Here is a 24656-nt window from a genome sequence, read left to right on the forward strand (position 1 = left end):
TTCCGGGCGCGGTGCGCGACCCTGCGCCGCTCACGTGCCCGGGCAGGTCTGGGGCAGCCTGTCCAATTCCTGCGACATCTGAATGAAGGCCGCGGGACCCTTGTTGGCGGGCACGCGCACCACATAGATCGAATCGAAGTCGCTGCCACGCCAGGCGGGCACGGAGGCCGAGGGCCCCTGGTGGCGGTCGAGTATCAGTCTGACCGCCTCGGGGAGGGTTCGATGGTCCCACGCGATGACGACCGTACGGCCTCGCAGATCGGCCGCATCGAGGGCATTCGCCAATCCTTTGGCGTCGTCGTAACCGATCTGCGCCTGCACCGGAAGGCCGTATTGCACGGCGAGCGGCGTGACCGTCGCGAGCGGACGCACGTAGCTGTACGCCTGCCCACTCTCCATCTTTTGCACCGCGGGCGAGGGCGCGAACACGGCCTGCGGCGGACCCACCCGGCGAGGCAGCCGCTGCACCAGCGCGATCGCCCGATTCAGGCCGCGGCAGCTCAACTGGCCCAGCCCCGCCACCGGCACTTCGGCATGCCGTATGAAAACGAAGGTCGTCGCACCGGGCGCGGGCGTCAGCGCCGGCCCTTCATCCTGGAACCACGCCGTCGATCCGCACCCCGCCAAGAGCGCCAGGGCCGCGACGCTGCCCGACAGCGCGCCTCCACGACACACGCGCTGCGAACGGGCATGCAACGGAGGGCGGGACGGGACAAACAAAAACCGCGTGGGCATGGAGGCTGTGTCGATATCGGTAGTCGTGGAGGGCGGGCCGGGTGCCCGGAGGCTGCTTGCAGAACCATTCTGGGGCCCAAATTCGTGACAGGGCAAGCGCGGGGCCGCCCAAGGATGAAAAAGGGCAACCGATCGCGCGGGCCGGACGCCCCGGCGCGGGCCTGGTGGTGCGGGCGGGCGGTACGCAAATGCCCCGTTACATAGGTGTTTTTTCGCAACACTCGGCCATCCCTATGAATTACGCCCGGTTTTGCCTGGTGTCTGAAACATTTGGGGGCGGACACCATCGATAGAATAAATTTTGTATTTTGTATAGAAAATGGCGGTGCAACGCTTGGCACCGACCGGGTTTCATTTTTTCCTCGAGGATGGATCGATGGCAATGGCAAAGGCTCCCGCAAGACTCCCGCTGGCCGTAACGCTTTCCCTGGCAGCCGTGGCAACGAGCGCCTGGGTGGCGCCCGCGGCGCAGGCTCAGTTGGTCACGCCCGCTCAGGTTCGGGCCGAAATCAATCGACGCGGCGCGGAAGGGGTCGCCATGGGTCAGACCGGATCCTTGCTCTTGCTCGAGTCCGAGTTGGGCGTGGCGGGTCAGCGCCAGGGCGAGTTGCGCAACGGCGGCCGGGGCGGCCTGTGGGCACGTGGGGGCGGCAGCCGCTACAAGATCGACGGCGACGATGCCGGCAAGTTCGACAATGACGTCGAAGTGGGCGCCATCGGCGGCGACTACGGCTGGGATCTCTCGACCGGCAAGCTGTTTCTCGGTGCGTACGTGGGGCTGGGGCATGCCGACCAGGACGACAACGACATCATGAAAGGCAAGAGCCGCAGCCGCTATCTCGGCACCTACCTGACGTACGTCGACAACGGCGGCTTCTACGTCGATGCGGTCAGCAAGGTCGGTCGCATCAAGGACGAGGTCGAGTTCGATCTGCCGCTCAACCTCGGCACCTACAAAGATGACGTCAAGCACACCACGTACAGCGGCAGCGTCGAGTTGGGCTATCACTTGCAACTCGAAGATCAATGGTTCGTCGAGCCGCAGTTGCAGGCGATCTACACGCGCAGCAGCCAGACCTCGGTGCAGGGCCGCGCAGGCGTGCGCGCCGGGCGCGACTTCCAGCTCAGTGGCGGCACCACGCTGCGGCCCTATGCCACCGCGTCGTACCTGCATCAGTTCTCCAACGATGACACGATCAAGTTCGGCAGCAGCACTTATGACGTGGAATTGCCCGGCGACCGCTGGCAGCTCGGCGGCGGCATGCAGGTGTCATCCGGCGCCCACCGTGGCTTCGCCGACCTGCGCTACGGCCGCGGCGATATCGTCAAACGTGAGCTGACCTTCAACGTCGGCTACAGCTACCGCTTCTAAGCACGGCGCTACCGCCTGGCGCGGTTCCTGCCGCGTCGCAAGGCTCGCCAGCGCCCTCGGCCGCCGGGCGCGCGGCGGCCTGCCGCAAGTCCTCTATAATGGCCGTCCGATCCCGCTATGGTGCTGGCGCGGCGCGCGCGCCGGGTGGCCAGCCCCTTCTCTCCCGACCCTGATCCCGTGGACTACGAGCTGCTCTATTGGGCCATGGCCTCGATGGTGGCACTGGCGTTGCTGAGCGGTTGGCTCAGTGGCCAGGCGCGTGCCCTGGGCAGTACGCTGTCAGGCGTGCTGGCCTGGGCTGGGGTGGCGGCGGTGGTCGTATGGGTGCTGACGCGCGATGGCGCGTTCGCCGGGCAGGCGCCGTTGCTCGCTATCGCGGCGGCACTGTTCTCGCTGGTAATTGGTGCTGCCTGTGCGTTGCTCGCACGGCGCATCCGGGCGCGGCGTATGCCGCGCTCATGAATTGACGCCGCTCTCGAGCGGCAACGTTAGGAATTTCATCATGGAAATCAGCAGTCGCCAGGTTGGCGAGTTCGAAGGCGGCCTCAGCCTGGACACGACAATCGATGGCGCCGTGCTCGCCACGTACGTCGTGCTTGGCGCTCCCGATCTCGACGCCATCGCGGACTTCGTCCCGCCCGAGCGTGTGGGTGAGGGCGCGGCGATCCACGCAGCCTCGGTCGACAGCGTCGACGAAGCGCAGGCGCAGATCGACGAAGTGCTGGAAAACATCAACCCGGGCGACCTCGCCGTTTTCTTTTGCGCCGATGCGGACAGCTTCGGCGCGGCGCTGGATCTGCTTGGCTTGCCGGTCGACTGACCGGACTCTTCAAAACGCTTATCACAGTTTAAATTCGCCCCATTTGATTATTAGTAAATGGGGCGCGTAGACGCGTCCGCGCAAATAATAAGCAAGCGGTTACCGCAGTTTCTATTTGTTGCACTATTGGTACGTAATTTTGAGGATTATGTTGACTTGGGAGAGGAACCTGACGATAGTGGCGGTACACGAGGTCAAGTGTTGCGAAGTTTGTTCAGTGCCGTGCCTTATCCGGCGACCGTTATTGTTCTGCTGTCCTCTCCTTGATTGAATCGTGGTCCCGGGCTCTCTTGCCCATAAATCTCTAGGAAATACAGTATGGAAACCGGCGTCGTTAAGTGGTTCAACGCAGAAAAAGGCTATGGCTTCATCACCCCGGAAGCGGGTGGCAAGGACCTGTTCGCCCACTTCTCCGAAATTCAAGCCAACGGCTTCAAGTCCCTGGAAGAGAACCAGCGCGTCAGCTTCGTGACGGCGATGGGTCCCAAGGGTCCGCAAGCCACCAAGATTCAGGTCCTGTAATTCACAGGTAACTGAACCGCGAAAAGCCCCGCAAGGGGCTTTTTTCATTTCTGGGCGCCGTGCGCATGCCTGCGCCGCGCCCTCTGCGCCAGGACCCCACATGACCGAGCTTTCCTTCGATCCCCCGTCGGCTCTCACCCCCGAGGAGGTCGTGCGCTTCTGGCGTGCGGCGGGCCCGGCCAGGTGGTTCGCCCGCGACGAGGCGTTCGACCGGGATTTTCGTGCCCGCTTTCTGGGGGCGCACTTCGCCGCGGCGCGCGGCGAGCTGGCGGCATGGGAAGGCACGGTCGACGGCGTGCTGGCGCTGCTGATCCTGCTCGATCAGTTCCCCCGCAATGCGTTCCGGGGCACCGGTCACATGTTCGCCACGGACGGCCTCGCGCTGGCCATCGCGCGCCGCGCGATTCAGGCCGGAAACGACCGTAAGGTCGATATTGAAATGCGGCACTTTATTTATTTGCCGTTTGAACATGCCGAGGATCTCGCGGCCCAAACTGAATCGGTGTCATTAATGTCGGACCTCGACGCCGAGACATTGCGTTGGGCGATTATTCACCGCGATATTATTGTTCGCTTCGGCCGCTTCCCGCATCGTAACGCCAGCCTGGGGCGCGACAGCACCATCGAAGAGCAACGCTTCCTGGCCGAGGGCGGTTTCGCTGGCTGAGAACAGCCCCTGGCGCCGACAGTTCGCGAGAGGGACAGGGCAGTGTGGCGCCGCCGCCACCCCCCGAAAGACAGGGGTCTCACGACATTGAAACAACATGTGTCCAATGTAGTGAATAACAAGTGGTTTCCTGAAAGTTTGACCGTTGTTCCGCCGCACACCTAAACTGGGCTGGCGAGATCTTCAAGTCGTGTGGCGCCGGGCAGTTGGCCGGCAAGTATCGTTGTCACCGTGTTCCCTTGATCATCTGGCGCTCCGCGATTCGTCGCTTTTTAGGCTCAAGGACTCACCATGGCAACCGGTATCGTTAAGTGGTTCAACGCAGAAAAAGGGTATGGCTTCATCATGCCCGATGACGGCAGCAAAGATCTCTTCGCCCATTACTCCGAGATCCGCAGCGAAGGCTACAAGTCGCTGCAGGAGAACCAGCGCGTGACCTTCGAGGTCGGTGAAGGCCCCAAGGGTCCGAGCGCCAAGAACATCAAGGTCGCGACCTGAGCGATCTCAGGGCGAGGTTCCTTCGCCCCATGTAAAAAGCCCCTTGAAAAAGGGGCTTTTTGCTTTGGTGGCGAGGCGCATGCGGACGGGCGGGCAGCTCGTGCCCGCGCCGCGCGGGCCGCGTCAGGCGTGGGGCGCGCGATGCAGATGTGCGTTCGCGCCCGCGCCGTTGTTGGTCAGCTTGTCGACGTACGCGATACCGATCGCCGACAGAATGAAGACGACATGGATGATGGTCTGCCACATCACGCCGGTCTCGGTGAAGCGCGCGTTGGCGCCACCCAGGTTGCCGGCTTCGATGAAGGTGCGCAGCAGGTGGATCGACGAGATGCCGATGATGGCCATCGCGAGCTTCACTTTGAGGACGCTGGCATTCACGTGGCTGAGCCACTCGGGCTGGTCCGGGTGGCCTTCGAGGCGCAGTCGCGAAACGAAGGTTTCGTACCCGCCCACGATCACCATGACGAGCAGGTTCGAGATCATCACCACATCGATGAGGCCGAGCACGATCAGCATGATCTCCATCTCGCCGAAGCTGTTGGTGTGCGACACCAAATGCCACAGCTCTTTGAGGAACAGGAAGACGTAGACGCCCTGCGCCACGATGAGGCCGAGGTAGAGCGGCAGCTGCAGCCAGCGTGAGCTGAAGATGAGGGCGGGCAGGAGGCCCAGGCGGGGTTGGCGGTGTTCGTTCATGAGGTAGGCGAGCTATAAGTTGAATTGTTATGGGTGTAGCGGTGTTCCAGGCGGGCGAAATTCTATCAACGCCAGACGACAACGGGGCTATCAGACCGTGACGATATGAGGCAGTTCCCCCAGGGCGCTTTTGGGGGCCGGGACAGGGCTTGCGGTGCTTCTGCAACTTTCCGGTAAAATGGCCCGTTTAGCTCGTTTCGTTCTCCATTTCTCCCTCGTTACCCCTCGGAAAATAGGTCTTTTAATGCAGCCTGTGGTTGAAACCCTCTCCGGCCTCGAGCGCCGTATTGATCTGGCCGTCTCGGTCGCTGACGTCGAAAAGGAAGTCCAGGCGCAACTCAAGCGCGTGGCCCGCACCGCCAAGGTCCCCGGTTTCCGTCCCGGTAAGGCTCCGATGGCCATGATCGAGCGCACCCAAGGCCCCAGCATCCGCTACGACGTGATCAACAGCCAGGTCGGCCGTGCGTTCGAGCAGGCCGTCGAAGGCGCCAAGCTGCGCGTCGCCGGCATGCCGACCCTCGAGCCCAAGACCGAAGGTGTCGACGAAAGCACGCTGGCGTTCAGCGCCACCTTCGAGGTGTACCCCGAAGTGACCGTGCCCGATCTGTCGTCGCTCGCCGTGACCCGCTACGACACCGAAGTGTCGGACGCTGAAGTCGACAAGACGCTCGACGTGCTGCGCAAGCAACGCGCCACTTTCGAAACCCGCGAAGACCGCGCCTCGCAAGACGGCGACCGCGTCGTCCTCGACTTCGCCGGCAAGATCGACGGCGTCGCCTTCGAAGGCGGCACCGCCGAAAACTTCCCGTTCGTTCTGGGCCAGGGCCGCATGCTGCCCGAGTTCGAAGAAGCGGCTCGTGGCCTGAAGGCTGGCGAGACCAAGGTCTTCCCGCTCAAGTTCCCCGACGACTACCAAGGCAAGGAAGTGGCCGGCAAGACCGCCGAGTTCACGATCACGATCAAGGAAGTTGCCGAGGGCGTGCTGCCCGAAGTCAACGCCGAGTTCGCCAAGTCGCTGGGCCAAGCCGATGCCGACGTCGAAAAGCTCAAGGCCGACATCCGCACCAACATCGAACGTGAAGTCAAGGTTCGCTCGCAAGGCCGCACCAAGACCAGCGTGATGGATGCCCTGGTCGAAGCCGCCAAGTTCGACGTGCCCAAGGCGCTCGTGAGCAACGACGTGCAAGGCCGCATCGCCGAAGCCCGTGAAGAGCTGAAGCAGCGTGGCGTGCCCAACGCCGAAAGCGTTCCGATGCCCGAAGAAATCTTCGCCGGCGAGTCCGAGCGCCGCGTGCGCCTGGGCCTGCTCGTCTCCGAACTGGTCAAGCAGAACCAACTGCAGGCCAAGCCGGAGCAAGTGCGCGCCCGCATCGAAGAGTTCGCCCAGAACTACGAGCAGCCCGCTCAGGTTGTCAGCTACTATCTGTCCGACCGCCAGCGCCGCGCCGAAATCGAAGCGATCGTGCTGGAGGACAACGTGGTGGCCTACGTGCTGGAAAAGGCCAAGGTTACCGACGAGAAGGTGGCCTTCGACCAGTTGATGGGGATGGCATAAATATGCAGCGTTTCACCGATTTCTATGCAGCGATGAACGGCGGCTCGTCCGTCACGCCGACCGGCCTGGGCTACATCCCCATGGTGGTCGAGCAATCGGGCCGCGGCGAGCGGGCCTACGACATCTACTCGCGCCTGCTGCGCGAGCGGCTGATCTTCCTGGTGGGTCCGGTCAACGATGCGACCGCCAACCTCGTGGTCGCTCAGTTGCTGTTCCTGGAATCGGAGAATCCTGACAAGGACGTCTCGTTCTACATCAACTCGCCCGGCGGGTCGGTGTATGCCGGGATGGCCATCTACGACACCATGCAGTTCATCAAGCCCGATGTGTCGACGTTGTGCACGGGCCTGGCGGCGAGCATGGGTGCGTTCCTGCTGGCAGCCGGGAAGAAGGGCAAGCGTTTCTCGCTCCCCAATTCCCGCATCATGATTCACCAGCCGTCGGGCGGTGCCCAGGGTCAGGCCACGGATATTCAAATCCAGGCCCGCGAGATCCTGGACCTGCGCGAGCGGCTGAATCGGATCCTGGCCGACAACACCGGCCAGCCTGTGGAACGCATCGCCGTAGACACCGAGCGTGACAACTTCATGTCGGCTGCAGATGCGGTATCGTATGGTCTGGTAGACAAGGTTCTGGCTTCCCGCGCTGACGTGTAATCACGCCACCGCAGGGCCGCCCAGGCCCCTGTACTGCCGCCAGATTCGATAAGCGTTGAATGTGCACCCGCCGCCTTCGCGGCGGGTGTCCTCACCAGAGATACGAAACACTTATGCCTGACAAAAAGGGATCGGCAGACGCAAAAGTGCTGCATTGCTCTTTCTGCAACAAGAGCCAGCACGAAGTCCGCAAGCTGATCGCGGGTCCGTCCGTATTCATCTGCGATGAATGCATCGACCTGTGCAACGACATCATCCGCGAGGAGGCGCAAGCCACCGCGCGTGCGGCGATTCGTTCCGAGCTGCCCACCCCGGCTGAGATCAAGACCTTCCTCGACCAATACGTCATTGGTCAGACTTCGCCCAAGCGCATGCTGGCGGTAGCGGTGTACAACCACTACAAGCGCATTCGCCATGGCGAAATCAAGGGCGACGAGGTCGAGCTCTCCAAGAGCAACATCATGCTGATCGGGCCGACGGGCTCGGGCAAGACGCTGCTCGCGCAGACGCTGGCGCGCATGCTCAACGTGCCGTTCGTGATGGCCGACGCGACCACCCTGACCGAAGCCGGTTATGTGGGTGAAGACGTCGAAAACATCATCCAGAAGCTGCTGCAGAACTGCAATTACGATGTCGAGAAGGCGCAGCGCGCCATCATCTACATCGATGAGATCGACAAGATTTCGCGCAAGTCCGACAACCCCTCCATCACCCGTGATGTGTCGGGCGAGGGCGTGCAGCAGGCGCTGCTCAAGCTGATCGAAGGCACCGTCGCTTCGGTGCCCCCGCAGGGCGGCCGCAAGCATCCCAACCAGGACTTCGTCCAGGTCGACACCACCAACATCCTGTTCATCGTCGGCGGCGCCTTCGACGGGCTCGAAAAGGTGATTCGCGATCGCACCGAGAAATCGGGCATCGGCTTTTCCGCCTCCGTGCGCGCGAAGTCCGAGCGCGGTGTCGGCGAGCTGTTCAGCGAAGTCGAGCCGGAAGATCTGATCAAGTTCGGTCTCATCCCCGAACTGGTCGGCCGTCTGCCCGTGGTCGCCACGCTCGACGAGCTCGACGAGGCTGCCCTGGTGCAGATCCTGACCGAGCCGAAGAACGCGCTGATCAAGCAGTTCCAGAAGCTGTTCGCCATGGAAGGCGCCGAACTCGACGTGCGTCCGGACGCGCTGAAGGCGATTGCGCGCAAGGCGCTCAAGCGCAAGACCGGCGCCCGGGGTCTGCGCTCGATCCTCGAAGGTTCGCTGCTCGACACGATGTACGACCTGCCCTCGCAGGGCAACGTCAGCCGCGTGGTCCTCGACGACGGCGCGATCGAAGGCAGCGGCAAGCCGCTCTTGATCTACAACGACGAGAACGCGACCGCCGCCAAGCCTGCTGGCGAATCCGAAGTGCGCGACGCCGCGGCCTGATCGCCGCGCGTTGCCGGCAAGACCGAAAACCCGTCCTCGTGACGGGTTTTCTCATTGCGGCACCGGCAAGCGCGCGTTGCGCAACCGTAACCGAGTAGGGGCCGATGCAACGCGCAATGACAGGTGCTCTCGACGCGCGGCGCGCAAGTCAGGTGTGCCGCAGGCTCGCGCGCCTTACGCGGCGGATACGCAAGGAAAGATAAAAAAACCGTTCATTAACGGCTTTTTTGGGAATCGGAAAGGGTCTTGCCGCCTGCCACTTGAATTTTCGGCTATTGTTCCCATATCGGACGTAATCGACGTGAAAAGCCACGGGCTTTCTGTCCCCCAAACGTCGCACACGAGGAACCTATCTATGTCTGCTAGCCAGACCCTGCCTTCCGACCCGATCGATCTGCCGCTCTTGCCGCTGCGTGATGTGGTGGTGTTCCCGCATATGGTCATCCCGCTGTTCGTCGGCCGCCCTCGTTCGATCCGAGCGCTCGAGGTAGCCATGGAAGCGGGCAAGAGCATCATGCTGGTGGCCCAAAAGTCCGCTGGCAAGGATGACCCCACTCCTGAAGACGTCTACGAAATCGGCTGCGTGGCCGGCATTCTGCAGATGCTGAAGCTGCCCGACGGCACCGTTAAGGTGCTGGTCGAAGGCACTCAGCGCGCCCGCATCGATAGCGTCGAAGACGTCGATTCGCACTTCACCTGCCAAGTCACGCCCATCGAACCCGACACCACGCAGGGCTCGGAGACGGAAGCGCTGCGCCGCGCCATCGTGGCGCAGTTCGAGCAGTACGTGAAGCTCAACAAGAAGATCCCGCCGGAGATCCTGACCTCGCTGGCGGGTATCGACGACGCCGGCCGTCTGGCCGATACGATCGCCGCGCATCTGCCGCTCAAGCTCGAGCAGAAGCAGAAGATGCTCGAGGTCGTCGTCACTTCCGAACGCCTCGAAGGCCTGCTCACGCAGCTCGAGACCGAGATCGACATTCTCCAGGTCGAGAAGCGCATTCGCGGCCGCGTGAAGAAGCAGATGGAGAAGAGTCAGCGCGATTACTACCTCAACGAACAGGTCAAGGCGATCCAGAAGGAGCTTGGCGAGGGCGAAGAGGGCGCTGATATCGAAGAGCTCGAGAAGAAAATCCTTGCGGCGCACATGCCCAAGGAAGCGCGCAAGAAGGCCGACGCCGAGCTCAAGAAGCTCAAGCTGATGTCGCCGATGTCCGCCGAAGCCACGGTGGTGCGCAACTACATCGACACGCTCATCAATCTGCCCTGGCGCAAGAAGAGCAAGATCAACAATTCGCTCGCCAACGCCGAGACCGTGCTCGACGACGACCACTATGGTCTCGAGAAGGTCAAGGAACGCATTCTCGAGTACCTCGCGGTGCAACAGCGCGTGGACAAGGTGAAGGCGCCCATCCTGTGCCTGGTCGGCCCTCCGGGCGTGGGCAAGACCTCGCTCGGCCAGTCGATCGCGAAAGCCACGAATCGCAAGTTCGTGCGCATGGCGCTGGGCGGCGTGCGTGACGAGGCCGAGATCCGTGGCCACCGCCGCACGTACATCGGCTCGATGCCCGGCAAGATCCTGCAGAACATGTCGAAGGTTGCCGTGCGCAATCCGCTGTTCCTGCTCGACGAAATCGACAAGCTCGGCATGGACTTCCGTGGCGATCCTTCGTCGGCGCTGCTCGAGGTGCTCGATCCCGAACAGAACCACACGTTCCAGGACCATTACATCGAGGTGGATTTCGATCTGTCCGACGTGATGTTCGTGGCGACCAGCAACACGCTGAACATTCCGCCGGCGCTGCTCGATCGTATGGAAGTGATCCGCCTCTCGGGTTACACCGAAGAGGAAAAGATCCACATCGCCCGCGATCACCTGCTGCCCAAGCTGATGAAGAACAACGGCTTGCGCGAAAACGAGCTGACCGTCGACGAAAGCGCGCTGCAGGACATCGTGCGCTACTACACCCGCGAAGCCGGTGTGCGTGCGCTCGAGCGTGAAGTCGGAAAGATCTGCCGCAAGGTGGTCAAGCAGTTGCTGACCGAGAAGGACAAGGGCGAGGTGCGCGCCGACGGTCCCGTGACCGTCAACGCGGCCAACCTCAATGACTACCTCGGTGTGCGCCGCTATACCTTCGGTATGGCCGAAAAGGAAAATCAGATCGGTCAGGTGACCGGCCTGGCATGGACGGAAGTGGGCGGCGATCTGCTGACCATCGAAGTCGCCGATATGCCGGGTAAGGGCGTCATTCAGCGCACGGGTTCGCTCGGCGATGTGATGAAGGAATCGGTCGAGGCCGCTCGTACGGTGGTGCGTTCGCGCGCTCGCCGTCTGGGCTTCGCGGACAGCGTGTTCGAAAAGCACGACATGCACGTCCACGTGCCCGAGGGTGCCACGCCCAAGGACGGCCCGTCCGCCGGTATCGCGATCACGACGGCCATGGTGTCGGCCCTGTCGCGCATCCCGGTGCGTGCCGATGTCGCCATGACCGGTGAGATCACGCTGCGCGGCGAAGTGCTGCCGATCGGCGGTCTCAAGGAGAAGCTGCTGGCCGCGCACCGTGGCGGTATCAAGACGGTGCTGATTCCCGAAGAAAACGTGAAGGATCTCGCCGAGATTCCCGACAACGTGAAGAACTTCCTCGAGATCGTGCCGGTGCGCTGGATCGACAAGGTGCTCGAGCTCGCGCTCGAACGCCAGCCGGAACCGCTCGCCGAGGAAGAAGCCTCCAAAGAGCCGCTGGTGGCCAAGCCCGTCGAGGCAGGCTCCACCGACCCGGTGATCAAGCACTGACACAGGCTCCGCTTGCCTCGCGGGATCGGAGGCAGCAGAACTGAAGAGAAGCCCGGACCAACGGTCCGGGCTTTTTTTTTGCGGTGTTCGTCGCGGGCTCTCGTGCGCAACCGAGAGGATGTGGCGCTGCGGCGCGGTCCGGAAGTCCCCGCATGGTTACGTTGCGGCGCAGCAGCCTGGCGCTGCCGCGGCCCACCCTCGTCCAAATGGAATAGCGGCGTTTCCATTAATTCAAGCAGGGCAGCCAGCCGTCTCTCTAGTATGGGTCCAGGTCGCCGCACAGACGGACGACCAAAGACCAATAAAGGGAGACAAGCATGGATTCGGTATGGCAGGCTGCCCGTGAGGGCTGCCCGGACGAGGCCGGGCGTGGCAAAGGCGTAGCGGGGCAAACCGCGCGTCGCGAACATGAAGGGCGCGGGGCGCGGCGGCGTGGTGGATGCCTTGGCGCGTTCGGCGTGCTGGCGCTCGCCATGGCGACGGGCGCCTCCGCCGCGCAACCCGCATGGCCGCAAAAGCCGGTATCCGTGGTGGTCGCGTTCTCCGCGGGCGGCACGACGGATATCCTCGCGCGCGAAATCGGTGCGTCGCTCACGCAGCGCTGGGGCCAGTCGGTGGTGGTGGAAAACAAGCCCGGCGCGAGCGGCAACATCGGCACGCAGGCGGTCGTGAATGCGGCACCCGACGGCTACACACTGCTGATCAACTCGATCGGACCGATTGCCGTCAATCCCGCCTTGTATCGCAAGCTGCCATTCGATCCGCAAAAGGATCTCAAGCCGGTGGTGCTCGTCGCCGACGTGCCGAACGTTCTGGTGGTGCACCCGTCGAGCAACGTGAAGACGCTGGCGGAACTGGTGCAGCGCATGAAGGCCAAGCCCAATGGCTACAACTGCGCCTCGACCGGCGTGGGCACCGCGGCGCATCTGTCATGCGCCACGTTCGCGCAACAGGCGGGCGTGGAAGTGACGCACATTCCCTACAAGGGCGCCGATGCGCTGAACGATCTGCTGGGCGGCCGCGTGCAATTCATGTTCGCGACCATCCCTTCGGTCATGGGGCATCTGCGCTCTGGCGCGCTGGTGCCGTTGGCCGTGTCCACGCAACGCCGATCGCCCAGCCTGCCCAACGTACCGACGGTCGCTGAAAGCGGCTATCCGAAGTTCGCGCTGGGCTCCTGGTTCGGCTATTTCGTGCCCAAGCGCACGCCGGACGAGATCGTGGCACGCATCAACGCCGACGTGAACGCCGTGCTGGCCGAGCCCGTCATCAAGCAGAAGCTCCAGAGCGAAGGGGCCGAGGCCGTGGGCGGAACGCCGCAGCAGTTCGCCGACTACGTGCGTTCCGAGACCGACAAGTGGGGCAAGGTCGTCGAGCAACTCGGAGTGGCACTCGATTGAAGGCTCAGCCCTATGTCGTGGTGAGCACGCGTGCGCTGGCGCCGGAGGCGATGACGCGCGCGCGTGCCTTGTTCGATTTCCGGGTGGCGCTGGATCCCGGCGAGGCCAGTCTGCGCGTCGCGCTAAGGGACGCGCACGCCGTGATCGCGCGCGATGATCTGCCCGAGGACCTGTGCACGCTGGCGCCGCGCCTCATCATGGTAGCCCGCCATGGCGTGGGGCTCGACGTGGTGCCGTTGGCCGCCTGCTCCGAACACGGCGTGCTGGTCAGCAACGTGCCGGGCGGCAACGCGCGCAGCGTGGCGGAATTCGCGGTCATGCGCATGTTGATGCTGGCGCGCGAGCAGTCTCGCATCGACGCCGCCATGCACGAGGCGGGCTGGGACGAGACGCGCAGCCGCTATTCTGGCCGGGCGCTGGAGTTGTACGGCCGTCGGGCCGGCATCCTGGGCTATGGCGCGATTGCCGCGGCGCTGGCGCCGATGCTGCATTTTGGCTTCGGCATGGAGGTGTATGTCAGCACCCGGGATCCCGCCCGGCTGCCCGCCTGGGTCAGGCCCGCCTCGCCGGAGGCGTTGGCGCAGGCCTGTCAGTTCGTCCTGCCCTGTGTGGCGCTGAACGCGCAGACCCGGGGCCTCGTCGACGCCGCGTTTCTCGCGGCGATGCGCCGCGATGCCTGGCTGGTGAATGTGTCGCGCGGCGAGGTCATCGATCAGGACGCCTTGGTGGAACGCCTGCGCGGCGGGCATCTGGCCGGGGCTGCGCTCGATGTCGTGCGCGAGCGGCGCCTGGACGCGGATCACCCCTTGTTGAAACTGCCTGGGGTGCTCGTGTCGCCGCACCTCGCCGGCCATACCGCCGACGCAAATCTGCGCAATGGCATGAGCGCGCTCGACAGCCTCGAGTCGGTGCTGTTGCGGGGCGAATCCCCGCCGCTGGCAGTGAATGCGGAGCAGGCCTGGCCGGCGGCGCACGCCAGGTGGCAGGCCGGCCGCTGAAGCACGCAGGCGACGCGGTAGCAAAGGCACGAGCGAGACCACAAGCACAAGGCAAAAGCACAAGGCACAAGCCAAAGGCACGAGCACAAGGCAAGCGCAAGGCACGAGCACACGGCACAAACAAAATGCGCAAGCAAAAGGCCCACGCGGTGCGTGGGCCTTTGCTCATTGGGGCGGAGCGGCTCGGGTGAGCCTGCCGCTGAGCGCCTAGTGCAGCGCTTGCGTGCGGATGAGGCCGACCGCGATGCCTTCGAGGGCGAATTCGTCTTCGCGGCCGACGATGATCGGGCTGAAGTCGGGATTCTCGGGCAGCAGCTCGATGCGGCCATTCTGGCACTGCAGACGCTTGACCGTGACTTCGTCGCCGAGTCGGGCGACGACGATCTGACCGTTGCGGGCCTCGGAGGCGCGCTTGACCGCGAGCAGGTCGCCCTCGAGGATGCCGACATCGCGCATGCTCATGCCGCGCACCTTGAGCAGGTAATCCGGGGTTTGCGCGAACAGGCCCGGGTCGACGCCGACCTCGCGCTCGACGTGCTCGGCCGCCAGGATGGGGCTGCCGGCGGCCACGCGGCCCACCAGCGGCAGCAGCAGCTGCGACAGGCTGGGCATGGGCAGCATCGGCTGACGTGCGCTGGCATCCGGCTCGGCGTCTTTCAGGCGGATGCCGCGCGAGGCGCCGGCGGTGAGCTCGATTGCGCCCTTGCGTGCCAGCGCCTTCAGATGATCCTCGGCGGCGTTGGGCGAGCGGAATCCCAGCGCCTGCGCGATCTCGGCGCGCGTGGGCGGAAAACCGGTACGGGCGACGGTTTGCCGGATGAGGTTGAGGATTTCCTGCTGGCGTTCCGTGAGTTTCGTGGCCATGGCGATGATCCGCCAGATGCGGACTGTATGTATATACAGCGTGATTCTGGGGGACGATACCGAAAAAAGCAAGTCCACGGGACGGACGCCCAAACAAAAGCCCACCGCGAGGGTGGGCTTCGGTTCGTTGGCCCGCTCGCGCGGGCCTCGGAGGCAGCTGCTTACTTCAGCACGGCGGCGATGGCGCGGGCCACGACGTCGATGTTGCGGCTGTTGAGCGCGGCCACGCAGATGCGGCCGCTGGAGACGGCGTACACGCCGTGCTCTTCGCGCAGACGGTCGACCTGGGCCGAGGTCAGGCCCGAGTACGAGAACATGCCACGCTGACGCAGCACGAAGCTGAAGTCCTGGGTGGCGCCGGCCTCGGCGATCTTGGCGACCAGCTGCTTGCGCATTTCGCGGATGCGATCGCGCATACCGGCGAGTTCCTGCTTCCATTCGGCCAGCAGCTCGGGCGTGTTCAGCACGGTCGAGACCACGGTGCCGCCGTGGGTGGGCGGGTTGGAGTAGTTGGTGCGGATGACGCGCTTGAGCTGGCTCAGGACGCGCGTGGCCTCGTCCTTGTTGCCGGCGATCACGGTCAGGGCGCCGACGCGCTCGCCATACAGCGAGAACGACTTCGAGAACGACGAGCTCACGAACATGGTGAGGCCGAGGTCGGCGAACATGCGCACCACGGCGGCGTCCTGCTCGAGGTCTTCGCCGAAGCCCTGGTAGGCGATATCGAGGAAGGGCACGAGGTTGCGCGCCTTCACGACATCGGCGATCTGCTTCCACTGCTCGGCGGTGGGATCCACGCCGGTGGGGTTGTGGCAGCACGCGTGCAGCACCACGACGGTCTTCTCGGGCGCGGCCTGCAGGCCGGCGAGCATGGCGTCGAAGTTCAGGCCGCGGGTGCTGGCGTCGTAATAGGGGTAGGTGCCGACGGTGAACCCGGCGCGCTCAAACAGCGCGCGGTGGTTTTCCCAGCTCGGGTCGCTGATCAACACTTGCGACTGCGGCAGCAGCTGACGCAGGAAGTCGGCGCCGATCTTGAGGGCACCCGTACCGCCCAGTGCCTGGGTCGTCAGCACGCGGCCTTCGGCGGCGAGCTTGGAATCATTGCCCAGCAGCAGCGCCTGCGCGCCCTTGTTGTAGCCGGCGATCCCTTCGATCGGCAGGTAGCCACGTGCGGCGGCGGCTTCGATGCGGGCGATCTCGGCCTTGCGGACGGCGCCCAGCAGGGGGATGCGTCCCTCATCATCGTAGTACACGCCCACGCCCAGGTTGACTTTACCGGGGCGGGTATCGGCGTTGTACTGCTCGTTCAGGCCAAGAATGGGGTCGCGCGGCGCGAGTTCGACGGAATCGAAAAGGGTGCTCATGGGACAAGATTGAGTGGGATGGACGCACACCGAGGTGCTATGGATAATGGGGGGTTTACCCTCAAGGACAGTCTAGCATGACCGCTCCTGGATACGTCGATTTCCCGAACAGCCCCTTCCAGCTCTACCAGCCGTATCCGCCCGCGGGCGATCAGCCGGACGCCATCGCCGGATTGGTGCAGGGAGTCGAAGACGGCCTGATGTACCAGACCTTGCTGGGCGTCACGGGCTCGGGCAAGACCTACACGATGGCCAACGTGATCGCGCGTCTGGGTCGTCCGGCGCTGGTGCTCGCGCCCAACAAAACGCTCGCCGCGCAGCTTTACGCCGAGATGCGCGAGTTCTTTCCGAAAAACGCCGTCGAGTACTTCGTTTCGTACTACGACTACTACCAACCCGAAGCCTACGTGCCCACGCGCGATCTGTTCATCGAGAAGGACTCCTCGATCAACGAACACATCGAACAGATGCGGCTGTCGGCGACCAAGAGCCTGCTCGAGCGCCGCGATACGGTGATCGTGGGCACGGTGTCGTGTATCTACGGTATCGGTAATCCGGGTGATTACCACGCGATGGTGCTGATCCTGCGCGCCGGAGACCGCGTGTCGCGGCGCGAGGTGCTCGCGCGGCTCGTGGCGATGCAATACACGCGCAACGATGCGGACTTCACGCGCGGCGCGTTCCGTGTGCGCGGCGAGACCATCGATATCTTTCCGGCCGAAAGCCCGGAGCTGGCGCTGCGCGTCACGCTGTTCGACGACGAGATCGAAACGCTGGAGCTGTTCGATCCGCTTACCGGCAAGGTGCGCCAGAAGGTGCCGCGCTTCACCGTCTACCCCGGCTCGCATTACGTGACGCCGCGCGAAACGGTGCTGCGTGCCATCGAGACCATCAAGGAAGAGCTGCGCGAACGCCTGGCGTTCTTCACGCGTGAGGGCAAGCTCGTGGAGGCGCAGCGGCTGGAGCAGCGCACGCGCTTCGACCTCGAAATGCTGCAAGAGCTGGGCTTCTGCAAGGGCATCGAAAACTACTCGCGGCATCTGTCGGGCGCGGCGCCTGGTGAACCGCCTCCCACCCTGATCGATTACCTGCCGGCCGACGCGTTGATGTTCATCGACGAGAGCCATGTGACCATCGGCCAGCTGGGCGGCATGTTTCGGGGTGACCGGGCGCGCAAGGATACGCTCGTGCAGTATGGCTTCCGCCTGCCGTCGGCGCTCGACAACCGGCCGCTGCAGCTCGAAGAGTTCGAGGCGCGCATGCGCCAGTGCACGTTCGTCTCTGCCACGCCGGCGGCGTACGAAAAAGAGCATGCCGACAACGTGGTCGAGCAGGTGGTGCGGCCCACCGGCCTGGTCGATCCCATCGTGGAGATTCGGCCGGCGCACAGCCAGGTCGATGACCTGTTGGGCGAGATCCGCATCCGCGTGCAGGCGCAGGAACGCGTGCTGGTCACGACGCTGACCAAGCGCATGGCCGAAGACCTGACCGACTACCTCAGCGAGCATGGCATCAAGGTGCGTTATCTGCACTCCGACATCGATACGGTGGAGCGCGTCGAGATCATCCGCGACCTGCGTCTGGGCACGTTCGATGTGCTGGTGGGCATCAACCTGCTGCGCGAGGGCCTGGATATTCCGGAGGTGTCGCTGGTCGCGATTCTGGACGCCGACAAGGAAGGCTTTCTGCGCTCGGAGCGCAGCCTGATTCAGACCATCGGCCGCGCCGCGCGCAATCTGAACGGCCGCGCGATCCTCTACGCCGACCGCGTGACGGATTCGATGCGCCGCGCCATCGACGAAACCGAGCGCCGCCGGACCAAGCAGATCGAGCACAACACGGCCCATGGCATCACGGCGCGCGGCGTGAGCAAGGCCGTGCGCGAACTGATCGACGGCGTGGTGGCCCCCGCGAACCACGACATGCTCGAGGACGCGGTGCCGGCCGCGTTGCTGACCGACGAGAAGGCGCTGGCGCGTGAAATCAAGCGCCTCGAAAAGCTGATGATCGATCACGCCCGCAACCTCGAATTCGAGCAGGCGGCGGCCGCGCGCGATGCCCTCAACGCGCTGAAGAATCGCGTCCTGCTCGACGGAGCCTGATGCGCTTGCCGCGGGCGCCCGTCCGTCAGGCCGGGCGCCCGTGGCGCCTCGGTTGCGGCGGGGCAGGGCTTGCCCGCACCGCAACGAGATGCCTCCCGGGCGGCCTTGATATGGCGCAATGGCCTCATTTATTGCTTACGCAAAGCTGAAGCGGCAGCCTTTTTGGTCAGATAAATAGGGGTCCGGCCCCGTCAGGAGTGTCTGCACAAAAAGGGGCCGGTTTTCAATCAGCTTTCACCCGAGCGTTGCGTGCTAAGTGTTTGTAAAGTCGAGGGAAAACCATGTTTTCGCACGACCGTCCAATCCTTGGTGGAACGCAAAAAAAGCTTGCTAAATTCCGGGTTTTCCCGCAGACTTTACGCCATGATGACCAAGGTACTTTTCGTTTGCATGGGCAACATCTGCCGCTCGCCGAGCGCAGAGGGTGTGTTCCGCCATCTGGTGAGCGACGCCGGACTGGCCGACGTCGTGCGGATCGACTCCGCCGCCACGCATGCCTTCCACATCGGCGAAGCCCCGGATGCCCGGGCCCAGGCTGCTGCCCGCAAGCGCGGCTACGACATCTCGCAATGCGAAGCGCGTCAGGTGACCGCGGAAGACTTCCGCGACTACGACCTGATCCTCGCAATGGACTGGGACAACCTGTCTGCCCTGCAGCAGCAGTGCCCCAAGGCCTACCAGCACAAGCTGATGCTGCTGATGCGCTTTGCCAATGAGTTCGAAGAAGCCACCGTGCCCGATCCGTACTACGGCGGCCCGGAAGGTTTCGGCAAGGTGCTCGACTATCTCGAGGATGCCTGTCAGGGCGTGCTGGAGATGGTGCGCAAGCGCGCGACCCAATATCAGGCTGCCTGATAGAGGTGCCTGTCGGGGGCGCCGGTGTCGGTCCCCCGGTAGTGGCAGGGCGGTGGTGGCGGGTCGGTATCCGCTATTTCGCAGTGTCTGCTCGGCAGGGGCGATCGGCGCGACTGGTCGGTCGGCCCTCGATAGTGACCCCCCGGTAGCCTCCGGAGCGGGGCCCCGAAAGCATACGAACCGCGCTGTGGGCGCGGTTTTTTTCCGCCGAGATACCTAGCGATTTACTCGGGAATTTGCTATACTTGAGGCAATTACTCAAGTATTCGCTCTCCCGCCGTCCACGCGTCATTGCCGGGTGGCCCGGGTGTTCAACGGATTCACAGGAAACCTACCATGCGGTTAACCACCAAGGGGCGTTTCGCCGTGACTGCCATGATCGATCTGGCTATGCGGCAGCATAGCGGCCCGGTCACTCTCGCGGCGATCAGCCAGCGCCAGAATATTTCCCTCTCCTATCTGGAACAACTGTTCGGCAAGCTGCGCCGCCACGAACTCGTGGACAGCGTGCGCGGCCCGGGCGGTGGCTATTCGCTCGCCCGTCTGGCGCGCAACGTCACCGTGGCCGACATCATCTTCGCTGTCGACGAGCCGCTCGACGCCACCAGCTGTGGTGGCAAGCGTGACTGCACCAGCGGCAATGATGGCAAGCCCGGCAAGTGCATGACGCACGAGCTGTGGGCCACGCTGAATCGCAAGATGGTCGATTACCTGGATTCCGTCTCGCTGCAGGATCTGGTCGACCAGCAACGCGTGCGCCAGCTGCAGGAAGCCAACAATCAAGCACAAGGCTGTTCGGTGCGGGTCAACCGAGTGGGGGCGGGCGCCAATGCTGCCAATGCGCCCAGTACCACCGTCGCCGCCAACGCCACCGTATAAGCAGGAGTAGTACCCCATGAGCAACCGTCCCATCTACCTCGACTATTCCGCGACCACGCCGGTCGATCCGCGCGTCGTCGAAAAAATGATCCCCTGGCTGTACGACAACTTCGGCAACCCGGCATCGCGCAGCCATGCGTTTGGCTGGGACGCCGAAGAAGCGGTCGAGAAGGCGCGCGAAGAAGTGGCGAAGCTGGTCAACGCCGATCCGCGCGAAATCATCTGGACCTCGGGCGCCACGGAATCCGACAACCTTGCGATCAAGGGCGCGGCCAATTTCTACGCCGAGCGCGGCAAGCACATCATCACGCTCAAGACCGAGCACAAGGCGGTGCTGGACACCTGTCGCGAGCTCGAGCGTCAAGGCTTCGAGGTGACCTACCTCGACGTCAAGGACGACGGTCTGCTGGACCTCGAGGTGTTCAAGCAGGCGCTGCGTCCGGACACCATTCTCGTGTCCGTGATGATGGTCAACAATGAGATCGGCGTCATTCAGGACATCGAGACCATCGGCGAAATCTGCCGTGAGAAGGGCATCATTTTCCACGTCGACGCCGCCCAGGCGACCGGCAAGGTCGAGATCGATCTGCAGAAGCTCAAGGTCGACCTGATGGCGTTCTCGGCGCACAAGACCTACGGCCCCAAGGGCATCGGCGCGCTGTACGTCCGCCGCAAGCCGCGCATCCGTATCGAAGCGCAGATGCACGGTGGTGGCCATGAGCGCGGTTTCCGTTCGGGCACGCTCGCCACGCACCAGATCGTGGGCATGGGCGAAGCGTTCCGTATCGCCCGCGAAGAGATGGGCACCGAAAACGAGCGCGTGCGCATGCTGCGCGATCGTCTGCTGGCCGGTCTGTCGCAAGTCGAAGAAACCTACGTGAACGGCGACATGGAACACCGTGTGCCGCACAACCTCAACATCAGCTTCAACTATGTCGAAGGCGAGTCCCTGATCATGGCGATCAAGGAGCTGGCGGTCTCGAGCGGCTCCGCCTGCACGTCGGCCAGCCTGGAGCCTTCGTACGTACTGCGCGCACTTGGCCGTAACGATGAGCTCGCGCACAGCTCGATCCGCTTCACGCTGGGCCGCTTCACGACCCAGGAAGAAGTCGACTTCACCATCGAGCTGCTGAAGAGCCGCGTGGGCAAGCTGCGCGACATGTCGCCGCTGTGGGAGATGGCCCAGGAAGGCATCGACCTCAACAGCGTGCAGTGGGCGGCGCACTGATCGCGGCGTAGTCCGCGACACCGTAGAACGACAGAATTCGGAGAAACATCATGGCATACAGCACCAAGGTCCTGGACCACTACGAAAACCCCCGCAACGTGGGCTCGTTCGACAAGGGCGACGAGTCGATCGGCACCGGCATGGTCGGCGCGCCCGCCTGTGGCGACGTGATGAAGCTGCAGATCAAGGTGAGCGAATCGGGTGTCATCGAAGACGCGCGCTTCAAGACCTACGGCTGCGGTTCGGCGATTGCTTCGAGCTCGCTGGTCACCGAGTGGGTGAAGGGCAAGACGCTCGACGAAGCGCTCAACATCCGCAACACCCAGATCGCCGAAGAGCTGGCGCTGCCGCCCGTGAAGATTCACTGCTCGATCCTCGCCGAAGACGCCATCAAGGCGGCGGTGCAGGATTACAAGACGAAGCACGGCGCCACCGAGGCCGTGGCGGCAGACTGACATGGCCGTTACGCTGACCCAACAGGCGGCCAACCATATCGGCCGCTATCTGCAAAAGCGCGGCAAGGGTATCGGGCTGCGGCTGGGCGTGCGCACGACCGGGTGTTCCGGTATGGCGTACAAGCTCGAGTATGTCGATGAAGTGCAGGCCGAAGACCAGGTCTTCGAAAGTTTCGGCGTGAAGGTGTTCGTCGATCCGAAGAGCATGCCCTACATCGACGGTACCGAGCTGGATTACGCCCGCGAAGGCCTCAACGAGGGCTTCAAGTTCCAGAACCCCAACGAGAAGGCGAGCTGCGGTTGCGGCGAGTCGTTCACGGTGTAATGGCCGCGGACGACCATTTCAGCCTTTTCGGGCTGCCCGCGCGCTATGCACTCGACGACGCCGCGCTGGAGCAAGCGTGGCGCACGGTGGCCGCGCGGGTGCACCCCGATCGCTTTGCGACGGCCAGCGCACCCGAGCGGCGCGTCGCCATGCAGTGGGCCGCGCGCGCCAACGAAGCCTACCGCCAGCTGCGCGACCCGCTGCTGCGCGCCCGCTATCTTTGCGAACAGGCCGGCATCGACCTGCAGACCGAGAGCAATACCGCCATGGACGCCGCATTTCTGATGCAGCAGATGGAGTGGCGCGAGATGCTCGACGATGCGCGTCACGATCCCAAGGTCGCGGCGGCGCTCGAAGCCGAACTGAGCGAGGCCCGCGCGCAGATGCGCGCCACGCTCACCGACCTGCTCGACGAGAAGCGCGACTACGCGGCTGCCGGTGTGCGGGTGCGTGAATGGATGTTCATCGAGAAAATCGCCCAGGAGCTGGCTGCCGCGCGCCCGCTCGCTTGAGGCACGTGCCCGTCCGGATGCGTGCCGCCAGCGCGGCGGCCGATCCGGGCCGGCCTCAACCTTTTGCACAGAACCATGGCTTTATTGCAGATTTCAGAACCGGGTGAGTCGCCCGCGCCGCATCAGCGCAAGCTGGCGGTGGGCATCGACCTGGGTACGACCAATTCGCTCGTGGCGTCGGTGCGCAGCAGCGTGGCCGAAGTGCTCCTGGACGAAGCCGGCCACGCGCTGCTGCCGTCCGCCGTGCACTACCGCGAGGATGGCGGTGCGACGACCGGCCGCGCCGCGTTGCCGCAACAAACTCAGGATCCGCAGAACACGATCGTCTCGGTCAAGCGCTTCATGGGCCGCTCGGCGGCCGACGCGCGCGCCAGCGGCGCGCCGTACGAGTTTGTCGACGCGCCGGGCATGGTGCGCCTGCGGACGCGCCAGGGCGACCTGAGCCCGGTGGAAGTGTCGGCACAGATTCTGGCGGTGCTGCGTCAGCGCGCCGAAGACGTGCTGGGCGATGACCTCGTGGGCGCCGTGATCACGGTGCCAGCCTATTTCGACGATGCCCAGCGGCAGGCCACGCGCGACGCCGCGCGGCTGGCCGGTCTGAACGTGCTGCGCCTGCTCAACGAACCCACGGCGGCCGCGATCGCCTACGGCCTGGATCAGGCGGCCGAGGGTGTCTACGCCGTTTACGATCTTGGCGGTGGCACGTTCGACATTTCGATTCTGCGTCTCACCAAGGGCGTGTTCGAGGTGATCGCCACCGGCGGTGACACGGCGCTGGGCGGGGACGATTTCGATTCGCTGATCGCGGCGCAGGTGGTCCAGACGCAATCGCTGGGCGAGCTGTCGCTGGGTGAGCGCCGCGCGCTGCTCGTGGCGGCACGCCAGGCCCGCGAAGCCCTGACCGACAGCGAGGAGGCCACGCTCGCGTTCAACCGCGCGGATGGCACCTCCGTCACGCAGGTTCTGTCGCGCGGGCAGTTCGACGCCTGGGCGCAGCCCCTGGTTGCCCGCACGCTCGACGCCGCGCGCCGCGCGCTGCGCGATGCGAATCTCTCGGTGAGCGATGTGCAGGGCGTGGTCATGGTGGGCGGCGCGACGCGCATGCCCGTGATCCGTCAGGCTGTCGGTGCGTTGTTCGGCACCCAACCGCTCGTCAACCTGGATCCCGATCAGGTCGTGGCGCTGGGCGCCGCGCTGCAGGCCAACCTTCTGGCGGGCAACCGCGCGCCCGGCGAAGACTGGCTGCTGCTTGACGTGACGCCGCTGTCGCTGGGTCTCGAGACCATGGGCGGGCTGGTGGAGCGGGTGATCCCGCGCAACAGCACGATCCCGGTGGCACGCGCGCAGGAGTTCACGACGTTCAAGGACGGCCAGAGCGCGATGAGCGTGCACGTGGTGCAGGGCGAGCGCGACCTGGTGTCCGATTGCCGTTCGCTGGCGCGCTTCGAACTGCGCGGCATTCCGCCGATGGTGGCGGGCGCGGCGCGTATCCGTGTGACCTTCCAGGTGGATGCCGACGGGTTGCTGAGCGTCACCGCTCGCGAGCAGAGCACGGGTATCGAGGCCGCCGTGACGGTGAAGCCCTCTTATGGTCTCTCGGATGACGAGATCACCCGCATGCTGTCCGAAGGCGTGTCGCAGGCGGACGCCGATGCGCGCGCACGCATGCTGCGCGAACAGCAGGTCGAAGCCCGCCAGCTGGTCGAGTCCGTTGGCGCGGCGCTGGCCGCCGACGGCGATCTGCTGGACGCCGACGAACGTGCGCGGGTGGACGCCGCCCTCGCCGACGCCGCCGCCGCGCGCGATGCCCCCGACGTGGACGCCGTGCGCGCCGCGGTACAAGCCCTTTCCGATGCGACCGAGGATTTCGCCGCCCGCCGTATGGATCGCAGCATCCGTAACGCGCTCGCCGGCCGCAAACTCGACGAACTCGCCTGATATCCG

Annotated in this window: 24 protein-coding genes; 20 read left to right on the forward strand and 4 right to left on the reverse strand. The window is 64.3% G+C overall.

Going from position 1 to position 24656, the window contains the following annotated elements:
• Nucleotides 1-30: 30 nt before the first annotated feature.
• Nucleotides 31-696 (reverse strand): hypothetical protein, encoded by a 666-nt coding sequence (locus tag CAL25_RS05935; protein ID WP_094799036.1) that lies wholly within the window; start codon nucleotides 694-696, stop codon nucleotides 31-33.
• A 421-nt stretch (nucleotides 697-1117) separates the two neighbouring features.
• On the opposite strand from CAL25_RS05935, the gene CAL25_RS05940 reads away from it, so the two are divergent.
• The 6 genes from CAL25_RS05940 to CAL25_RS05965 all read left to right on the forward strand — a co-directional run bounded on the left by CAL25_RS05940 (nucleotide 1118) and on the right by CAL25_RS05965 (nucleotide 4614).
• On the forward strand, nucleotides 1118-2107 hold the full coding sequence (locus tag CAL25_RS05940; protein ID WP_249278966.1) for an autotransporter outer membrane beta-barrel domain-containing protein: 990 nt from the start codon (nucleotides 1118-1120) through the stop codon (nucleotides 2105-2107).
• 144 nt (nucleotides 2108-2251) lie between these two features.
• Nucleotides 2252-2569, forward strand: a complete 318-nt coding sequence (locus tag CAL25_RS05945) for a hypothetical protein (protein WP_249278967.1) — start codon at nucleotides 2252-2254, stop codon at nucleotides 2567-2569.
• A gap of 40 nt (nucleotides 2570-2609) precedes the next feature.
• Nucleotides 2610-2927, forward strand: a complete 318-nt coding sequence (locus CAL25_RS05950) for a hypothetical protein (RefSeq protein ID WP_094799038.1) — start codon at nucleotides 2610-2612, stop codon at nucleotides 2925-2927.
• Nucleotides 2928-3245: 318 nt separating this feature from the next.
• Nucleotides 3246-3449, forward strand: coding sequence for a cold-shock protein (locus CAL25_RS05955; RefSeq protein ID WP_094799039.1), 204 nt, complete (start codon nucleotides 3246-3248; stop codon nucleotides 3447-3449).
• A gap of 100 nt (nucleotides 3450-3549) precedes the next feature.
• The gene (locus CAL25_RS05960) at nucleotides 3550-4116 is read left to right on the forward strand and encodes a DUF924 family protein (protein ID WP_094799040.1); all 567 of its coding nucleotides are present in this window, start codon (nucleotides 3550-3552) and stop codon (nucleotides 4114-4116) included.
• A 291-nt stretch (nucleotides 4117-4407) separates the two neighbouring features.
• Entirely contained in the window at nucleotides 4408-4614 is a 207-nt protein-coding gene (locus CAL25_RS05965) for a cold-shock protein (protein WP_094799041.1), read from the forward strand.
• A gap of 123 nt (nucleotides 4615-4737) precedes the next feature.
• On the opposite strand, the gene CAL25_RS05970 is transcribed toward CAL25_RS05965, so the two are convergent.
• Entirely contained in the window at nucleotides 4738-5310 is a 573-nt protein-coding gene (locus tag CAL25_RS05970; protein WP_094799042.1) for a TIGR00645 family protein, read from the reverse strand.
• A gap of 244 nt (nucleotides 5311-5554) precedes the next feature.
• On the opposite strand from CAL25_RS05970, the gene tig reads away from it, so the two are divergent.
• The 6 genes from tig (at nucleotide 5555) to CAL25_RS06000 (ending at nucleotide 14128) form a co-directional block, all read left to right on the forward strand.
• Nucleotides 5555-6865, forward strand: a complete 1311-nt coding sequence (gene tig, locus CAL25_RS05975; RefSeq protein WP_094799043.1) for a trigger factor — start codon at nucleotides 5555-5557, stop codon at nucleotides 6863-6865.
• Between the two features lie 2 nt (nucleotides 6866-6867).
• On the forward strand, nucleotides 6868-7521 hold the full coding sequence (gene clpP / locus CAL25_RS05980; protein WP_094799044.1) for an ATP-dependent Clp endopeptidase proteolytic subunit ClpP: 654 nt from the start codon (nucleotides 6868-6870) through the stop codon (nucleotides 7519-7521).
• 113 nt (nucleotides 7522-7634) lie between these two features.
• Entirely contained in the window at nucleotides 7635-8936 is a 1302-nt protein-coding gene (clpX, locus tag CAL25_RS05985) for an ATP-dependent Clp protease ATP-binding subunit ClpX (RefSeq protein ID WP_094799045.1), read from the forward strand.
• Nucleotides 8937-9291: 355 nt separating this feature from the next.
• Entirely contained in the window at nucleotides 9292-11730 is a 2439-nt protein-coding gene (lon, locus tag CAL25_RS05990; RefSeq protein WP_094799046.1) for an endopeptidase La, read from the forward strand.
• A 473-nt stretch (nucleotides 11731-12203) separates the two neighbouring features.
• The gene (locus CAL25_RS05995) at nucleotides 12204-13130 is read left to right on the forward strand and encodes a Bug family tripartite tricarboxylate transporter substrate binding protein (protein ID WP_094799449.1); all 927 of its coding nucleotides are present in this window, start codon (nucleotides 12204-12206) and stop codon (nucleotides 13128-13130) included.
• Nucleotides 13127-14128 carry an NAD(P)-dependent oxidoreductase gene (locus CAL25_RS06000; protein WP_094799047.1) on the forward strand — a complete coding sequence of 334 codons (1002 nt, stop codon included), beginning with the start codon at nucleotides 13127-13129 and terminating at the stop codon, nucleotides 14126-14128. Before CAL25_RS05995 ends, CAL25_RS06000 begins: the two co-directional genes overlap by 4 nt.
• A gap of 207 nt (nucleotides 14129-14335) precedes the next feature.
• On the opposite strand, the gene lexA is transcribed toward CAL25_RS06000, so the two are convergent.
• Nucleotides 14336-14992: a transcriptional repressor LexA gene (lexA, locus tag CAL25_RS06005; protein ID WP_094799048.1), complete on the reverse strand. Its 657-nt coding sequence runs from the start codon at nucleotides 14990-14992 to the stop codon at nucleotides 14336-14338.
• 161 nt (nucleotides 14993-15153) lie between these two features.
• The gene (locus CAL25_RS06010; protein ID WP_094799049.1) at nucleotides 15154-16356 is read right to left on the reverse strand and encodes an amino acid aminotransferase; all 1203 of its coding nucleotides are present in this window, start codon (nucleotides 16354-16356) and stop codon (nucleotides 15154-15156) included.
• 77 nt (nucleotides 16357-16433) lie between these two features.
• Here CAL25_RS06010 and uvrB point away from each other — a divergent pair, with 77 nt between their 5' ends.
• The 8 genes from uvrB (at nucleotide 16434) to hscA (ending at nucleotide 24650) form a co-directional block, all read left to right on the forward strand.
• A complete protein-coding gene (gene uvrB, locus CAL25_RS06015; protein ID WP_094799050.1) occupies nucleotides 16434-18458 on the forward strand; it encodes an excinuclease ABC subunit UvrB in 2025 nt (674 codons plus the stop codon).
• Nucleotides 18459-18821: 363 nt separating this feature from the next.
• Nucleotides 18822-19313, forward strand: a complete 492-nt coding sequence (locus CAL25_RS06020) for a low molecular weight protein-tyrosine-phosphatase (protein WP_094799051.1) — start codon at nucleotides 18822-18824, stop codon at nucleotides 19311-19313.
• A 336-nt stretch (nucleotides 19314-19649) separates the two neighbouring features.
• On the forward strand, nucleotides 19650-20192 hold the full coding sequence (iscR, locus tag CAL25_RS06025) for a Fe-S cluster assembly transcriptional regulator IscR (RefSeq protein ID WP_094799052.1): 543 nt from the start codon (nucleotides 19650-19652) through the stop codon (nucleotides 20190-20192).
• 16 nt (nucleotides 20193-20208) lie between these two features.
• Nucleotides 20209-21420, forward strand: a complete 1212-nt coding sequence (locus CAL25_RS06030; protein WP_094799053.1) for an IscS subfamily cysteine desulfurase — start codon at nucleotides 20209-20211, stop codon at nucleotides 21418-21420.
• 50 nt (nucleotides 21421-21470) lie between these two features.
• Complete coding sequence (gene iscU / locus CAL25_RS06035) at nucleotides 21471-21875, forward strand: Fe-S cluster assembly scaffold IscU (protein WP_094799054.1); 405 nt, start codon at nucleotides 21471-21473, stop codon at nucleotides 21873-21875.
• A gap of 1 nt (nucleotide 21876) precedes the next feature.
• Entirely contained in the window at nucleotides 21877-22200 is a 324-nt protein-coding gene (gene iscA / locus CAL25_RS06040) for an iron-sulfur cluster assembly protein IscA (RefSeq protein WP_094799055.1), read from the forward strand.
• Nucleotides 22200-22712, forward strand: a complete 513-nt coding sequence (gene hscB, locus CAL25_RS06045; protein ID WP_094799056.1) for a Fe-S protein assembly co-chaperone HscB — start codon at nucleotides 22200-22202, stop codon at nucleotides 22710-22712. Before iscA ends, hscB begins: the two co-directional genes overlap by 1 nt.
• Nucleotides 22713-22787: 75 nt before the next feature.
• Complete coding sequence (hscA, locus tag CAL25_RS06050) at nucleotides 22788-24650, forward strand: Fe-S protein assembly chaperone HscA (protein WP_094799057.1); 1863 nt, start codon at nucleotides 22788-22790, stop codon at nucleotides 24648-24650.
• The last annotated feature ends 6 nt before the right edge of the window (nucleotides 24651-24656 follow it).

Origin of the sequence: Bordetella genomosp. 5, from assembly GCF_002261315.1 — a bacterium.
Lineage (GTDB): Bacteria > Pseudomonadota > Gammaproteobacteria > Burkholderiales > Burkholderiaceae_B > Bordetella.

Excerpts from the sequence above, each read along its gene's own strand:
- tig (WP_094799043.1), top strand. The coding sequence starts at position 5,555 with ATGCAGCCTGTGGTTGAAACCCTCTCCGGCCTCGAGCGCCGTATTGAT.
- uvrB (WP_094799050.1), top strand. The coding sequence starts at position 16,434 with ATGACCGCTCCTGGATACGTCGATTTCCCGAACAGCCCCTTCCAGCTC.
- clpP (WP_094799044.1), top strand. The coding sequence starts at position 6,868 with ATGCAGCGTTTCACCGATTTCTATGCAGCGATGAACGGCGGCTCGTCC.
- clpX (WP_094799045.1), top strand. The coding sequence starts at position 7,635 with ATGCCTGACAAAAAGGGATCGGCAGACGCAAAAGTGCTGCATTGCTCT.
- hscB (WP_094799056.1), top strand. The coding sequence starts at position 22,200 with ATGGCCGCGGACGACCATTTCAGCCTTTTCGGGCTGCCCGCGCGCTAT.
- CAL25_RS06030 (WP_094799053.1), top strand. The coding sequence starts at position 20,209 with ATGAGCAACCGTCCCATCTACCTCGACTATTCCGCGACCACGCCGGTC.
- CAL25_RS05965 (WP_094799041.1), top strand. The coding sequence starts at position 4,408 with ATGGCAACCGGTATCGTTAAGTGGTTCAACGCAGAAAAAGGGTATGGC.
- CAL25_RS05940 (WP_249278966.1), top strand. The coding sequence starts at position 1,118 with ATGGCAAAGGCTCCCGCAAGACTCCCGCTGGCCGTAACGCTTTCCCTG.
- CAL25_RS05960 (WP_094799040.1), top strand. The coding sequence starts at position 3,550 with ATGACCGAGCTTTCCTTCGATCCCCCGTCGGCTCTCACCCCCGAGGAG.
- hscA (WP_094799057.1), top strand. The coding sequence starts at position 22,788 with ATGGCTTTATTGCAGATTTCAGAACCGGGTGAGTCGCCCGCGCCGCAT.
- lexA (WP_094799048.1), bottom strand. The coding sequence starts at position 14,992 with ATGGCCACGAAACTCACGGAACGCCAGCAGGAAATCCTCAACCTCATC.
- CAL25_RS05995 (WP_094799449.1), top strand. The coding sequence starts at position 12,204 with ATGGCGACGGGCGCCTCCGCCGCGCAACCCGCATGGCCGCAAAAGCCG.
- CAL25_RS05970 (WP_094799042.1), bottom strand. The coding sequence starts at position 5,310 with ATGAACGAACACCGCCAACCCCGCCTGGGCCTCCTGCCCGCCCTCATC.
- CAL25_RS05950 (WP_094799038.1), top strand. The coding sequence starts at position 2,610 with ATGGAAATCAGCAGTCGCCAGGTTGGCGAGTTCGAAGGCGGCCTCAGC.
- iscA (WP_094799055.1), top strand. The coding sequence starts at position 21,877 with ATGGCCGTTACGCTGACCCAACAGGCGGCCAACCATATCGGCCGCTAT.
- iscU (WP_094799054.1), top strand. The coding sequence starts at position 21,471 with ATGGCATACAGCACCAAGGTCCTGGACCACTACGAAAACCCCCGCAAC.
- CAL25_RS05955 (WP_094799039.1), top strand. The coding sequence starts at position 3,246 with ATGGAAACCGGCGTCGTTAAGTGGTTCAACGCAGAAAAAGGCTATGGC.
- CAL25_RS06020 (WP_094799051.1), top strand. The coding sequence starts at position 18,822 with ATGATGACCAAGGTACTTTTCGTTTGCATGGGCAACATCTGCCGCTCG.
- lon (WP_094799046.1), top strand. The coding sequence starts at position 9,292 with ATGTCTGCTAGCCAGACCCTGCCTTCCGACCCGATCGATCTGCCGCTC.
- iscR (WP_094799052.1), top strand. The coding sequence starts at position 19,650 with ATGCGGTTAACCACCAAGGGGCGTTTCGCCGTGACTGCCATGATCGAT.
- CAL25_RS06010 (WP_094799049.1), bottom strand. The coding sequence starts at position 16,356 with ATGAGCACCCTTTTCGATTCCGTCGAACTCGCGCCGCGCGACCCCATT.